The 13982-nt window shown below is 58.2% G+C and carries 10 protein-coding genes and 1 pseudogene; 6 read left to right on the top strand and 5 right to left on the bottom strand.

The window, feature by feature from the left end; all coding sequences use genetic code 11:
• Positions 1 to 131: 131 nt before the first annotated feature.
• Positions 132 to 2174: an oligopeptidase A gene (gene prlC, locus ROR01S_RS16960; protein ID WP_064359706.1), complete on the bottom strand. Its 2043-nt coding sequence runs from the start codon at positions 2172 to 2174 to the stop codon at positions 132 to 134.
• 401 nt (positions 2175 to 2575) lie between these two features.
• Positions 2576 to 3847 (bottom strand): acid phosphatase, encoded by a 1272-nt coding sequence (locus ROR01S_RS16955; RefSeq protein WP_032718363.1) that lies wholly within the window; start codon positions 3845 to 3847, stop codon positions 2576 to 2578.
• A 193-nt stretch (positions 3848 to 4040) separates the two neighbouring features.
• On the opposite strand from ROR01S_RS16955, the gene ROR01S_RS16950 reads away from it, so the two are divergent.
• A complete protein-coding gene (locus tag ROR01S_RS16950) occupies positions 4041 to 4883 on the top strand; it encodes a 23S rRNA (adenine(2030)-N(6))-methyltransferase RlmJ (RefSeq protein WP_004868687.1) in 843 nt (280 codons plus the stop codon).
• Between the two features lie 97 nt (positions 4884 to 4980).
• Positions 4981 to 6333 (top strand): glutathione-disulfide reductase, encoded by a 1353-nt coding sequence (gene gorA / locus ROR01S_RS16945; RefSeq protein ID WP_004868688.1) that lies wholly within the window; start codon positions 4981 to 4983, stop codon positions 6331 to 6333.
• A gap of 19 nt (positions 6334 to 6352) precedes the next feature.
• Here the strand turns inward: gorA and ROR01S_RS16940 are convergent, their stop codons facing one another.
• Together ROR01S_RS16940 and ROR01S_RS16935 are read right to left on the bottom strand one after the other, a co-directional pair.
• Complete coding sequence (locus tag ROR01S_RS16940; protein WP_004868690.1) at positions 6353 to 7486, bottom strand: serine hydrolase domain-containing protein; 1134 nt, start codon at positions 7484 to 7486, stop codon at positions 6353 to 6355.
• A 213-nt stretch (positions 7487 to 7699) separates the two neighbouring features.
• Positions 7700 to 8324, bottom strand: a pseudogene (locus tag ROR01S_RS16935) (glutathione S-transferase family protein).
• A gap of 122 nt (positions 8325 to 8446) precedes the next feature.
• Here ROR01S_RS16935 and ROR01S_RS16930 point away from each other — a divergent pair.
• The 3 genes from ROR01S_RS16930 (at position 8447) to ROR01S_RS16920 (ending at position 12104) form a co-directional block, all read left to right on the top strand.
• Positions 8447 to 9595: an iron-containing alcohol dehydrogenase gene (locus ROR01S_RS16930; RefSeq protein ID WP_004868693.1), complete on the top strand. Its 1149-nt coding sequence runs from the start codon at positions 8447 to 8449 to the stop codon at positions 9593 to 9595.
• Positions 9596 to 9843: 248 nt separating this feature from the next.
• The gene (locus ROR01S_RS16925; RefSeq protein ID WP_004868695.1) at positions 9844 to 11496 is read left to right on the top strand and encodes an alpha,alpha-trehalase; all 1653 of its coding nucleotides are present in this window, start codon (positions 9844 to 9846) and stop codon (positions 11494 to 11496) included.
• A 68-nt stretch (positions 11497 to 11564) separates the two neighbouring features.
• Positions 11565 to 12104, top strand: coding sequence for a GNAT family N-acetyltransferase (locus ROR01S_RS16920; RefSeq protein ID WP_004868697.1), 540 nt, complete (start codon positions 11565 to 11567; stop codon positions 12102 to 12104).
• A gap of 42 nt (positions 12105 to 12146) precedes the next feature.
• On the opposite strand, the gene ROR01S_RS16915 is transcribed toward ROR01S_RS16920, so the two are convergent.
• Positions 12147 to 12905 carry an SDR family NAD(P)-dependent oxidoreductase gene (locus ROR01S_RS16915; protein ID WP_064359705.1) on the bottom strand — a complete coding sequence of 253 codons (759 nt, stop codon included), beginning with the start codon at positions 12903 to 12905 and terminating at the stop codon, positions 12147 to 12149.
• Between the two features lie 119 nt (positions 12906 to 13024).
• Between ROR01S_RS16915 and ROR01S_RS16910 the strand changes: the two genes are divergently transcribed.
• Positions 13025 to 13924, top strand: coding sequence for a LysR family transcriptional regulator (locus tag ROR01S_RS16910; RefSeq protein WP_004868701.1), 900 nt, complete (start codon positions 13025 to 13027; stop codon positions 13922 to 13924).
• The last annotated feature ends 58 nt before the right edge of the window (positions 13925 to 13982 follow it).

The raw sequence follows: 13982 nt of genomic DNA, 5'->3' as shown, positions 1-13982 counted from the left end.
TCCACTTTACCCTAAAGAATGCGCGTTGCATCAAGACAACAAAAGAACGAATCCCTGGCCACGCACAGAGTATGCGGCCAGGGCGAGTGAGTGCCGTTGCCAAAGAGGCAGCCTGAGGAATGACGGGGAAATTAGCCCTTAATCCCGTAATGCTCCAGCATCGCGTCGAGCTGCGGTTCGCGTCCACGGAAGCGTTTGAACAGCACCATCGGCTCTTCGGAACCGCCGCGGCTCAGGATGTTATCGAGGAACGACTGGCCGGTTTCACGGTTGAAAATCCCCTCTTCTTCAAAGCGCGAGAAAGCATCCGCCGCCAGGACATCGGCCCACAGATAGCTGTAATAGCCTGCCGCATAGCCCCCGGCAAAAATATGGCTGAAGGCATGTGGGAAACGACCCCAGGACGGCCCTGGCACCACGGCGACCTGCTTTTTGATTTCCGTCAGCGTTTCGAGGATTTTCGCCCCTTGCTCCGGCTGGTACTCCGCATGCAGACGGAAGTCGAACAGGCCGAACTCCAGCTGACGCAGAATGAACAGCGCGGCCTGATAGTTTTTCGCCGCCAGCATTTTTTCCAGCAGCGCCTGCGGCAGCGGTTCACCGGTTTCATAGTGGCCGGAGATAAATGCCAGCGCTTCCGGCTCCCAGCACCAGTTTTCCATAAACTGGCTCGGCAGCTCGACCGCATCCCACGGCACCCCGCTGATGCCGGAGACGCCGGCGGTATCGATACGGGTCAGCATATGGTGCAGACCGTGACCAAACTCGTGGAACAGCGTGATCACTTCATCGTGAGTAAACAGCGCCGGTTTGCCGTTCACCGGGCGGTTAAAGTTGCAGGTCAGGTAGGCCACCGGCTTTTGCAACGAGCCGTCGAGTTTGCGCATCTGCCCGACGCAGTCATCCATCCACGCCCCGCCGCGTTTGTGCTCGCGAGCATACAGATCGAGATAGAAGCTGCCGCGCAGTTCGTTGTTCTCATCATACAGCTCGAAGAAACGCACTTCCGGGTGCCAGACATCCACATCGGTACGCTCTTTGGCGCTAATCCCGTAAATGCGGTTCACCACTTCAAACAGGCCGTTAACGGCTTTGTTTTCCGGGAAATAGGGGCGCAGCTGCTCATCGCTGATGCTGTAGAGATGCTGCTTCTGTTTTTCACTGTAGTACGCGATATCCCACGGCTGCAGCTCGTCGACGCCGAACTCCGCTTTTGCGAAGGCGCGCAGCTGAGCCAGCTCTTTCTCGCCCTGCGGACGAGCGCGTTTCGCCAGGTCGGTCAGGAAGTCGAGCACCTGCTGCGGGTTCTCCGCCATTTTGGTCGACAGCGATTTGGAGGCATAGCTGTCAAAGCCCAGCAGCTGGGCCAGCTCGTGGCGCAGCGCGAGAATTTCTGCCATCACCGGGCTGTTGTCCCATTTGCCGGCATTCGGCCCCTGGTCCGACGCGCGGGTGGAGTAGGCGCGATACAGCTCTTCACGCAGCCCCTGATTGTCGCAGTAGGTCATCACCGGCAGATAGCTCGGAATATCCAGCGTCAGCAGATAGCCTTCCTGCTCTTTCGCCTGGGCCTGAGCCTGGGCTGCCGCCAGCGCGCTTTCCGGCATCCCGGACAGCTCAGCGACGTCAGTGACCAGCTTGCTCCAGCCCATGGTGGCGTCGAGCACGTTGTTGCTGTACTGGTTGCCGAGCTCAGACAGGCGTGCGGCAATCTCGCCGTAACGTTTCTGCTGCTCTTTCGCCAGGCCAATCCCCGACAGTTCAAAATCGCGCAGCGCGTTATCCACCGCTTTTTTCTGCGCGGTGTTCAGCGTGGCGTAATGGTCACCGTCGCGCAGATCGCGATAGGCTTGATACAACCCTTCATGTTGACCGACCCAGGTGCTGTATTCCGACAACAGCGGCAGCGTTTGTTCATAGGCTTCGCGCAGCTCGGGGCTGTTCTTGACCGAGTTCAGATGACTGACCGGCGAGAAGATGCGTCCCAGCACATCATCCACTTCAGCCAGCGGCTGGCAGAGCGTTTCCCAGCTGTACGGCGCGCCTTGCGCGACCACGCTTTCTACCGCGGCCCGACAGTCGTCCAGCGCTTTGGTAACCGCAGGGACGACGTGTTCCGGCTTGATCGCAGAAAAAGGCGGCAATGAAAAAGGCGTCAATAATGGATTGGTCATATGCGCAGTCCTGTTGAAAAGGGTGAATGAAGCGCGCGTTCCGGCGCTTTAGCATGAGATCTAGAATGGGGGATCGTGACGGGAATTTCAATGTCACACCGTGCCAGACGCCGGGTATTGCTGCAATAAGTGGGCGTTATTGGCGCAGGCAGTTTGAATCCGCACAGCACGGAGAAACCGGAGCTTACGCCTGGTACATGAGGATTTGATTCGCTTCGCTCACCCTTCGGGTCACCCTGAAGGGCGTTCAAAGATATATCGTTATGAGCACCGCCCGGCTTCAAACTGACAAGCACAAGAGTGCTGATAAGACAGTTCCTCAGTGGTTGCCTGACTGGCGCCGGTTTTCCCCGGTTATGTGGGCCGGGGACATGGTCATCCGACAAACCGGACGGGGTGGATTAATGTGCTTTCAGCGCCATCTGATATGCCGCCGGCAGATTCACCCGCTGCCAGAACTGCTGGTCGGCGGTCTCGCCCGACAGCGGATAGCCCGCCGGAAGCGCGGTTTTCACCATCAGCGCCCGGCGCTGGGCGGCGGACAGATGAGGTAGCGCGGTCTCCAGCAGAACCTCTGCCCCTTCCGGCACCGTCAGCGCTGACTTTTCCCCCTTCTGCTGCGGCAGGTTGTAGGTCATGGTGAACGCGTAAAATGCGTTCATCGCCGGGTCGCGGTACGGGTCGTCTTTTCCGGCCGGCTTCGCGCACTCGGCCAGTGAAGTCGCGCACTCTTTTTCCAGCGCCGTTCGCAGCTGATCGCGCGCTTCATTGAACAGCGCACGATACTTCGCGTCGTTGAGGTAATGCGCGACGTTACGCTGCGCCACCATCCGCGACCCCATCACATCCAGCGGGTAATGGACGCCAAGCACGATGCGGGAATAGCCGTAGCGCGCGCCGCGAGTCACCAGCGCATCAAAGCGCTCCGGGATCATTTCAGCCATCAGCAGCGCATCGGTGTAACCGGTGTTGGTGTGTCCGCTGGGGAAGGAACCTCCGTCAGCGGTGTAAGGCTGGTTGTCCTTTATCACCACATCGTCCGGCACCAGATGAATGGTATTGCCCTGAATCAGGAACGGTCGCGGGTTGTTATAATGCTTTTTCGCCGCCCCCGTACTGACTTCACTGGCCTTAATCAGCGCCGCGGCTTTACCCAGCTCGCCTTTGTCGTAGGCCGTGAGGAAGGCTTTGCCGAGCCGCGGGCCCAGCGCATCGCTGAGGAAATAGAGATAGCTAATCCCTTCCGCATCCGCCAGCGCCTGATGGCGGGTAGCCTGCGTTGCATCGCGGTTGATCGCAGTCACCGTAGCCAGGTTATCCTTCACCACCGAATCCGGGAGCTTGCTGAAGGCGGCCAGCAGCGCGATACCCGCCTGCTGATTCGCTTTCTCCTCAAAATCGTAGCCGCTGGCCTTCAGCCAGGCCTTATCCGCCTGGGTTTTACTCTGTTTTGCGTGCGCGAGCTGGCCGCGGCTGAGCGTGGCGGCATCGCCCTTCAGCGCAGCGCGCAGCTGCGTCAGCGCCTGACCTTCGAGACCGTCAAACGCCTGGCTGGCCGCCGCTGGCGTCACGCTACCGGCGATCGCCGCCGCCTGGTTCAGCGGAACCTCTTTCGCCAGAGCCGGCAGCGCCAGGATTAACGCTGAGGTCAGGAGTGTGATTTGCAATTTCATTATTTTTCCTTTTATTCAAACAATTACCTTGCCTTCACGCGACGCTAGCGCTGATATTTGACGTTTTTATGACGCGGTCATGTTTTGCAACGCTTTTGACCTCATTGAAACAGCGCGGTGCTACAGCGGTAATCTGTAAGGATCTGCGGTAAACTATCGGTCATCTTGTTTAATTCCCGGAATCTCTGCATCCATGCTCAGTTATCGCCACAGCTTTCACGCAGGCAACCACGCCGACGTCCTTAAACACACCGTTCAGAGTTTGATCATTGAATCGCTGAAAGAGAAAGAAAAACCGTTTCTCTATCTGGACACTCACGCCGGCGCGGGCCGCTATCAGCTGAGCGGCGAGCACGCCGAACGTACGGGTGAATACCTGGAAGGCATTTCCCGTATCTGGCAGCAGGACGACCTGCCGGCCGAGATGGAAGCCTACATTTCCGTCATCCAGCATTTCAACCGTAGCGGCCAGCTGCGCTACTACCCGGGTTCTCCGCTGATCGCTCGCCAGCTGCTGCGCGAGCAGGACAGCCTGCACATGACCGAACTGCACCCGAGCGATTTTCCGCTGCTGCGTTCGGAATTTCAAAAAGATGCCCGTGCCCGCGTGGAAAAAGCCGATGGCTACCTGCAGCTGAAAGCGAAGCTGCCGCCGGTATCCCGTCGCGGCCTGATTCTTATCGATCCGCCGTACGAGATTAAAAGCGACTACCAGGCGGTCGTGGCCGGTATCCACGAAGGTTACAAACGCTTTGCCACCGGCACCTATGCGCTGTGGTATCCGGTGGTACTGCGCGCGCAGATTAAGCGCATGATCAGAGATCTGGAAGCGACCGGCATTCGCAAAATCATGCAGATTGAACTTGCCGTGCGTCCGGACAGCGATCAGCGCGGCATGACCGCTTCCGGGATGATCGTCATTAACCCACCGTGGAAGCTGGAACAGCAGATGAACAACGTCCTGCCGTGGCTGCATAAGAAGCTCTCGCCGACCGGCATCGGACATGCCACCGTCGGCTGGATCGTACCGGAGTAATCACAGCCATCGGTGGAACCTTTTACGCCTCGCGCTACAATCGCGGTCATTCAACGATTAAGGGCCTACCAGGATAGGTCTTCTAAGGATACAGGCTATGAGCAAACATTATGATTACATCGCTATCGGCGGCGGCAGCGGCGGCATCGCCTCCATCAACCGTGCGGCAATGTATGGCCAGAAGTGCGCGCTGATTGAAGCTAAAGATCTGGGCGGCACCTGCGTCAACGTCGGCTGCGTACCGAAGAAAATCATGTGGCATGCGGCGCAGATTCGCGAAGCGATTCATCTGTATGGCCCGGACTACGGTTTCGATACCACGATTAATCACTTCGACTGGGACAAACTGGTAGCCAGCCGCAGCGCATATATCGACCGTATCCACACCTCCTATGACAACGTGTTAGGCAAAAATAAGGTGGACGTCATCAAAGGCTTCGCCCGTTTTGTGGATGCCAAAACCGTGGAAGTGAATGGCGAAACGATCACCGCCGATCATATCCTGATCGCCACCGGCGGCCGTCCGAGCCATCCGTCTATTCCGGGCGTTGAGTATGGCATCGACTCTAACGGCTTCTTCGAGCTGCCGGCCCTGCCGAAGCGCGTCGCCGTGGTGGGCGCAGGCTATATTGCCGTTGAGCTGGCTGGCGTCATTAACGGCCTCGGCGCCGAAACGCACCTGTTCGTGCGTAAACATGCGCCGCTGCGCAGCTTCGATCCGCTGATCGTTGATACCCTGGTCGAAGTGATGAACACCGAAGGGCCGCAGCTGCACACTCACGCCATTCCGCAAGCGGTAGTGAAAAACGCGGACGGCAGCCTGACGCTTCAACTGGAAGATGGCCGGAGTCAGACCGTGGATTGCCTGATCTGGGCCATTGGTCGTGAGCCGGAGACCGATAATTTCAACCTCGCAGCCGCTGGCGTAAAAACCAACGACAAAGGCTATATCGTGGTGGATAAATTCCAGAACACCAACGTGCCGGGGATCTATGCCGTGGGTGATAACACCGGGGCGGTGGAGCTGACGCCGGTCGCGGTAGCCGCGGGCCGTCGCCTGTCCGAACGCCTGTTCAACAACAAGCCGGAAGAGCATCTGGATTACAGCAATATCCCAACCGTGGTCTTCAGCCATCCGCCGATCGGCACCGTCGGTTTAACCGAGCCGCAGGCGCGAGAGCAGTATGGCGATGACGCCGTGAAGGTCTATAAATCGTCCTTTACCGCGATGTATACCGCCGTGACTTCGCACCGCCAGCCGTGTCGCATGAAGCTGGTATGCGTCGGCCCGGAAGAGAAGATTGTCGGCATTCACGGTATCGGCTTCGGCATGGATGAAATGCTGCAGGGATTTGCAGTGGCGCTGAAAATGGGCGCAACCAAGAAGGACTTCGACAATACCGTGGCGATTCACCCGACCGCCGCGGAAGAGTTCGTGACCATGCGTTAATCTCTTCAGCCCCGTGTTCTCACGGGGCTTTTTTTATGCGCTCATCGCCTGCCGTATAGGACGATTTTGCGACCTGATTTTGCAAAATCGCCTGCCCGATGTAGTTACTCCAGTTAAAGCTGTTTTGCAGCACCACCACCGCATTCTGATTCGCCTTATCAAAACCGATATAGCTGGAATAGCCGCCGATATAGCCCACCTGATAGGTGATTCTTTGCCCGCCGAGCGTATCGGTCACCCAGGCGATATTGGCCGCCTCTTTTTCCCGTGGATAGTAATCAACGCTGACGTCGGCAAAAGCCTTATCCAGCGCGGCATGATGGGTCGGAGAAAAATGAGCGCGGGCATATTCAATCAGGTCGCGGGCGTTACTGTACAGACTTGCCGCGCCCACCATGTTGTTGCTGAACTGCCAGTCAGGAGTCAGCGCGCCGCGAGGTTTAAACCTGGGCTGATCGCCCGCATGGCCGAGCGCCCGCCGGGAAAAACCGCGCAGCGTTTGCGGCCGATAGCTGGTACTTTGCATCGCTAGCGGCTGAAAAATCTTTCGCCACGCCAGACTTTCTATCGACTCCCCGGTCTGATAGGTGAGGAGGTAACCCAGAATCGCGTAGCCAAGATTGGAGTATTTCGGCTCGCGGGTGAGCGGCGCGTCAAAGGTGCTCAGGTAGCCCAGCACGTTGTCGCTATCGAGCTCGTGATAGAAGTTTTCACCATCGCTCAGATAGACCAGCAAATGTTCAAGCGACAGCAGGTTCATCGGCTGACGCGGCAGACCCGACGTGTGCGTCACCAGTTGCAGCAGCGTGATTTTCTTTGCATCGTCGCTAAGCGGTGTCCCCGGCGGAAGCAGCGTGAGTAGCGTGTCGTCCCAGTGCAGCCGCCCTTCGTTGACCAGTAACGCGATCGCTTCAGCGGTGGTTCCTTTGCTCAGGGAACCCAGCGCAAAGAGCGTATCCGGGGTGATGGGGTAGCGGTTTTTGGCATCGGTCACACCGTAGCAGTGAAACTCCGCCGGGCCATTACGCTGGATGATCGCCACCACCACGCCGCTGACCTGTTTCTGCTGCATATAACGGCCGACAAGGGTATCGATGGGCAACGCACGGCCATTTTGCCCGACCAGCGCGGTTGCCTCAGAGGGGGCGCTCATTTGCGAGAGCGTTCCGGAGCATCCTACAAGCAGCAGTGACGCCAATAGCACAGGGCTCAACTGCCTGTTCAAACCATACCTTCCTGCCGTGCTGAAACCAATGAGGGGAATTAAAGACGCCGGGATCGTAGCGACTGTCAACGATCATTGCAAAGCGAACAGGCTGAAATGATCGGCGCAATGATGCCAGCCTGGCCGTCTTTTCCTGTGTCCTCAGGCGGTACCATTATTGCCATGGCGCATAAACGCCGGTCGCTGATTAAGCGTCATATACCAGCGCTCTACCGCCGGCAGCTCCGGATGGGCAAAAGGCGTCATTTTCCAGCGGTGTACCGACAGACCCAGTACGATGTCCGCCAGCGTAAACTGAGGGCCGGCGATCCATGCGCCGGTGCGCTGCAGCTGTGATTCCACGATCTGCACGCAGCGGGTCCAGGCCGCAATGCTCTCCTTTTATCGCCACCGGATCCTGAAAACGCGGGTCTTTACGCACCAGCCCCATAAAGGCATAGCGCCAGGCATTGTTAAACTCCGTGGCCTGCCAGTCCATCCAGCGCTCGACATCCGCTGCGCCCTGAGGCGTAACCGGTAGCAAATCCTCACGCCCGGTTTTGCGCGTCAAATAGCGACAGATGCTGTTTGACTCCCACAGCACAAAATCATCATCAAGCAGCACCGGCACCAGGCCGTTTGGGTTCATGGCGCGAAATTCGGCGGTATCGACCGGCTGGAAACCGCTGCCGTAATCCTCCTGCTGATAAGTCAGACCGACTTCATCGCAGGTCCATAGCACTTTACGAACGTTAATTGATGAGCGTTTGCCCAGTATTTTTAGCATCGTGACATCCTTAAGCGAAGGAACGTGACTTCCACCCTACTCTATCCGGCGACAAAGAGGCAGCCTGCCGGATAATGTGTATAGTTGATTTCAGCCTTTTTTGCTGACACAGGGAACCCGCCATGCTGACTCCGTTTACTGTTTTCACTCCGGGCAATATTCGTTTTGGCCGAGGTCTTGCCGGGAGCGCTGCCCCCTGGCTGGCCCAGCGTACCGCGAAGGTGCTGCTGGTCCACGGCGCCAGCCCGCAGCGGGCCGGTTTTTTACTCGCCGGGCTGCACGCCCATCATCTTGACGTGACTACGCTATCCGTTGCCCATGAGCCCTGCCTGGAAGATATCGAACAGGGAGTGCATCTGGCGCGGGAACACGGCATCGGGGCGGTGGTCAGCCTCGGCGGCGGCGCGGTTATCGACGCTGGAAAAGCGATTGCCGCGCTGGTGCCGGCCTCGGGTCCGGTGATGGAATATCTGGAAGTCGTGGGCAACGGGCGGCTATTAGAAGGGCCTCCGCTGCCGTTTGTCGCTATCCCGACTACCGCCGGTACCGGCGCTGAGGTCACGAAAAATGCGGTGATTAACGTCACGCAGCAGCAGCGAAAAGTCAGCCTGCGCGACGATCGTATGCTGCCGGACCTGGCCATCGTCGACCCGGCGCTGACCGATAACGCCCCGCGCGCGGTAACGCTCGGCTCCGGCCTTGACGCGATTACCCAGCTCATTGAGCCCTGGCTTTGTACCCGCGCCAATCCTTTTAGCGATGCACTTTGCCTGGCTGCTATTCCGCGCGGAATCAAAGCGCTCCGCACGTTGATGGAAAAAGAGTGCCCGGACAGCCGCGATGAGATGGCCTGGGTTAGCCTGTGCGGCGGACTGGCGCTGGCCAATGCCGGTCTTGGCGTCATTCATGGACTTGCCGGCCCGCTGGGGGGACTGAGCAATGCTTCCCACGGCGCACTCTGCGGCAGCCTGCTGCCTTACGGCCTGGCGCTCAATGAGTCGCAGATCAGCAACAGGGCTATCCGCGGGCGCTTTGACCAGGTCCGCCAGTGGCTGGCCGACGGGCTGGACGTCGAGCCGGAGACCGCCTGGGATAGCCTGCGCGAATGGAGCCGCGGCGCCGGACTGGGGAATCTACGCGAACTGGGCGTACCGCACGAGGCCCTGGAGTCTGCGGCGCTGGCAGCCAGCAGCTCCTCATCAATGAAAGCGAATCCGGTGCAGCTGGATAGCGAGCAGTTGCTGGAGATGCTGGAAGCGGCGTGGGAGTGAGGTCAGGTCTTATCCGGCATAATTAGATTTTGTTGCAAATCGATTGCTCCGAATTTCCGTTTTCAACTCGTGGAAATTTAATTTAAAAAATCAATAAATTAACAACATCCCTGCGTCAGTACATCGCTAAAAATCGTGACCTGACGCACAGTTTTCTTCCGGACACCGAAGCGAATGACTAAGCTTAATAGTCAGGCCGGGAGAGGCCCGGCGCCCTGAACTGACGCGAACCGGAGGTCCGTATCACTATGTCCAGCCAGACACTACGCAACGATAATGGCGATGAACCGAAGATCGGGCGCGATCTGTGCTATGAAGCCGATCCGTATGAGTTAAAACTGGATGAAATGTTCGATGCCGAACCGGAGCCGGAGATCATCGAAGGCCTGCCGGCCTCTGATGCCCTGACGCCCGCCGACCGCTATCTGGAACTCTTTACGCATGTGCAGAAATCACGCATCTTTGCCGACAGCAAAACCTTCCCCGACTGCGCGCCAAAGCAAGACCCGCTGGATATCTTGATCCACTATCGGCGGGTGAAGCACCAGCCTGGATTCGACCTGCGCCAGTTTGTTGAAGAGCACTTCTGGATGCCGGACAACCGCACTGACGACTACGTGTCAGATCCCCGGCGATCGCTGAAAGAGCATATCGATCACCTCTGGCCGGTTCTCACCCGCGAGCCGCAGGATCATATTCCCTGGTCATCGCTGCTGGCGCTGCCGCAGTCGTATATCGTGCCCGGCGGGCGCTTTAGCGAAACCTACTACTGGGACTCCTACTTTACTATGCTGGGGCTGGCGGAAAGTGGCCGCGAAGACCTGCTGAAATGTATGGCGGACAACTTCGCGTGGATGATTGAGACCTACGGCCATATTCCTAACGGTAACCGCACCTACTATCTCAGCCGCTCGCAGCCGCCGGTGTTTGCCCTGATGGTAGAGCTGTTTGAAGAGGATGGCGTGCGCGGTGCGCGGCGCTACCTCGATCATCTGAAGCTGGAGTACCAGTTCTGGATGGACGGCGCGGATTCATTAATTCCCAATCAGGCCTATCGCCACACGGTACGTATGCCGGACGGGTCGTTACTCAATCGCTACTGGGACGACCGCGATACGCCGCGGGATGAATCGTGGCGGGAAGATGTGGAAACGGCAAGACACTCGGGCCGCCCGGCCAACGAAGTCTACCGGGACCTGCGCGCCGGTGCGGCCTCCGGCTGGGACTATTCCAGCCGCTGGCTGCGTGATATCACCCGGCTGGCGAGCATCCGTACCACCCAGTTTATTCCGATCGATTTAAACGCCTTTTTATTCAAACTGGAAAACACCATCGCCAATCTTTCCGGCCTGAAAGGCGACCGGGAAACGGAAGCGGCTTTTCGCCAGAAGGCCAGCGATCGCCGATCAGCGGTAAACCGCTATTTATGGGATGAAGAGGGCGGCTGTTTTCGTGATTACGACTGGCGACGCGAACAGCAGGCGCTCTTCTCCGCCGCCAGCATCGTAGCGCTGTATGTCGGCATGGCCACGCACCAACAGGCAGAACGGCTCGCCGATGCGGTACGCGCTCGTCTGCTGACCCCCGGCGGCATCATGGCCACCGAATATGACAGCGGCGAACAATGGGATAAGCCCAACGGCTGGGCGCCGCTACAGTGGATGGCGATCCAGGGCTTTAAACTGTACGGCCAGGACCCGCTCGGCGACGAAATTGCCCACAGCTGGCTGCAAACGGTGAACCATTTCTACAAGCAGCACCATAAGCTGATTGAGAAGTACCACATCGCCGGCGGTGTTGCCCACGAAGGCGGTGGCGGTGAATACCCGTTACAGGATGGCTTTGGCTGGACCAACGGCGTGGTGCGCCGGCTGATAGGGCTGTACGGCGAACCCTTATAACCAGGTGCTGTTCCGACAATTCATGTCCTGCTATGGTCATAGCATCTCATTCCGCAGGAATTGTTTTCATGACCGAATTGCTTACGCCACGGCTGCACTGTTCACAGCTGAAGCAGGAGGACTGGTCTTTTTTTCTCGCTCTGCAGAGAGATCCGCAGGTGATGCTTTATATAGCCGATTCACGTCCGCTGTCTGAAATACGCGAGGCCTTCGATTCGCGTATCTCACCGTGGTCGCCAGGGGCAAAACAGTGGCTGTGCCTGGTCGTGCGCGACAGGGAAACCCGCATACCGCTGGGTCTGACCGGCTACCTGCACCATGAAGGCGGCTGCGCCGAAGTGGGCTTTTTATTTACCCCGGCCGCGCAGGGGCGCGGCTATGGTTATGAGTCCCTGCGTGCGCTCTGTGATTTTGCCTTCAGCGCCGGAGGCGTACGTCGGCTGACCGCCACGGTCACCGCCGGAAATATAGCCTCGCGAAATCTGCTGCAGAAAACCGGTTTCCTGCAGGAGGGTGAGCTGCGCGAATGCTACTGGCTGAACGGACGCTGGCATAATGACTGGCTGTTTGGCCTGCTGCGTCGCGATTATCACACGCTGAAGATATAAGCTGAACGCGGCGCCTCTCCGCAGACGGAGAGGCGATTACGATTACAGGAACATGCCGCCGGAAACTTCCACGCGCTGCGCGTTCATCCATCTCAGGTCATCGCTCAACAATGCCGCGATCGCATCGCCGATGTCATCTGGCAGCCCTACCCGACCCAGCGCCGTTTGCGCCGCAATATGCTGATTAACCTGAGCATTATCCCGTACCACTCCACCACCAAAATCGGTTTCTATCGCTCCTGGCGCGATAATATTAACGGAAATCCCGCGCCCTCCCAGCTCCTTGGCCTGGTAGCGCGTCAGCACCTCCATCGCCCCTTTCATCGCCGCATAGGCGGCATAGCCCGGCAGCGCGAAGCGGGCCAGCCCGCTCGACACGTTGAGGATACGTCCCTTATCCGCCAGCAGCGGCAGCAGGCGCTGGGTCAGGAAGAACGGTCCTTTAAACTGGATATTCATCAGCTCATCAAATTGTGCTTCGCTGGTCTCTGCAAAGGGGACGTTTAAACCGATGCCGGCATTGTTTAATAAATAATCAAAGGTATCGCGCTGCCAGCGCTGTTGCAGCAGCTGAGCCACATTCTGAGCGAAAGTGTCAAAGCTCGCCGTATCACCGACGTTCAATGCCAATGCCGCGGCTTTCACCCCTTTTTGCTCAATTTCATCCACGACGTCCAGGGCAGCCTGCGGGTTGCTATGCCAGGTGAGAATAATATCGGTTCCCTTCTCTGCCAGCTTCAGCGCTGCATTTTTTCCCAGTCCACGGCTGCCGCCGGTCACTAAAGCGATACGTTGTGTCATCAGAAAACCCCTTCTCAGTTGCGTTTGTCTGGTGAAAGAGCTTATTAGCTGCCAGTGAAACAATAAATGCGCTAAATTACGTTTTACTGTTCCAGTATTAACAACAATAGGGTTTCGGTATGGATAAAATTCACGCAATGCAGCTGTTCATCCGCGTCGCGGAGCTGGAGAGTTTTTCCCGCGCCGCCGAAACCTTAAGCCTGCCTAAAGGGAGCGTCTCGCGCCAGATTCAGGCGCTGGAAAACCATCTGGGGGTGCGCCTGCTGCACCGCACCACGCGCCGGGTTCAGCTCACCCAGGACGGGATGGTCTATTACGAACGCGCCAGAGATCTGCTCAGCAATCTCGATGAGCTGGACGGCATGTTTCAGCACGATCCGGCCACCATCAGCGGCCGCCTGCGGGTGGATATGCCGGTCGGGCTGGCCAGGAAACTGATCATTCCGCGCCTGCCGGCTTTTTTACAGCAGTACCCGGGGATTGAACTGGAGCTGAGCAGTAGCGACCGGCTGGTGGATGTGATTCGCGAGGGATTTGACTGCGTGGTGCGCGTCGGCACGCTGAAAGACTCCGGCCTGATCGCCCGTCCGCTGGGTAAGCTGACGCAAATTAACTGTGCCAGCCCGCAGTATTTATCACGCTTCGGCTACCCGACCACGCTCGACGATCTGGCCGGTCATGCCCTGATCCACTATGCCAGCACCCCCGGCGCCCGGCCGCTGGGGTTTGAGGTGATGAGCGATGGCGTCGTCCAGTGGGTGAAAACCGGCGGCACGCTTACCGTCAACAGTACGGAAACTTATCAGGCCGCCTGCCTGGCCGGACTGGGGATTATCCAGGTTCCACGTACCGGCGTCCGCGAAGCGCTGCGCACCGGCGAGCTGATTGACATCCTGCCGCAGTATCGCGCGGAACCGCTGCCGGTATCGTTAATCTATCCGCACCGACGCAACCTTTCCCGCCGGGTACATCTGTTTATGGAGTGGCTGGGGAGCGTGATGAAAGAGTACGTCGATTAGGCGACGCCGCCCTTTATCCGCCGGGTCCCAGGCTGTCGTGCGGACGCTTCACAGGTCG

It is taken from the genome of Klebsiella ornithinolytica NBRC 105727 = ATCC 31898 (assembly GCF_001598295.1).
GTDB classification, from domain to species: domain Bacteria; phylum Pseudomonadota; class Gammaproteobacteria; order Enterobacterales; family Enterobacteriaceae; genus Klebsiella; species Klebsiella ornithinolytica.
The sequence above is the reverse complement of the archived record's forward strand: the minus strand, read 5'-3'. Positions and strand labels throughout refer to the sequence as shown.

Bases quoted from the DNA above. Each gene is read 5' to 3' on its own strand.
- ROR01S_RS16920 (WP_004868697.1), top strand. From the start codon at position 11,565: ATGACCGAATTGCTTACGCCACGGCTGCACTGTTCACAGCTGAAGCAG.
- ROR01S_RS16915 (WP_064359705.1), bottom strand. From the start codon at position 12,905: ATGACACAACGTATCGCTTTAGTGACCGGCGGCAGCCGTGGACTGGGA.
- prlC (WP_064359706.1), bottom strand. From the start codon at position 2,174: ATGACCAATCCATTATTGACGCCTTTTTCATTGCCGCCTTTTTCTGCG.
- ROR01S_RS16910 (WP_004868701.1), top strand. From the start codon at position 13,025: ATGGATAAAATTCACGCAATGCAGCTGTTCATCCGCGTCGCGGAGCTG.
- ROR01S_RS16925 (WP_004868695.1), top strand. From the start codon at position 9,844: ATGTCCAGCCAGACACTACGCAACGATAATGGCGATGAACCGAAGATC.
- ROR01S_RS16940 (WP_004868690.1), bottom strand. From the start codon at position 7,486: ATGAGCGCCCCCTCTGAGGCAACCGCGCTGGTCGGGCAAAATGGCCGT.
- ROR01S_RS16930 (WP_004868693.1), top strand. From the start codon at position 8,447: ATGCTGACTCCGTTTACTGTTTTCACTCCGGGCAATATTCGTTTTGGC.
- ROR01S_RS16950 (WP_004868687.1), top strand. From the start codon at position 4,041: ATGCTCAGTTATCGCCACAGCTTTCACGCAGGCAACCACGCCGACGTC.
- gorA (WP_004868688.1), top strand. From the start codon at position 4,981: ATGAGCAAACATTATGATTACATCGCTATCGGCGGCGGCAGCGGCGGC.
- ROR01S_RS16955 (WP_032718363.1), bottom strand. From the start codon at position 3,847: ATGAAATTGCAAATCACACTCCTGACCTCAGCGTTAATCCTGGCGCTG.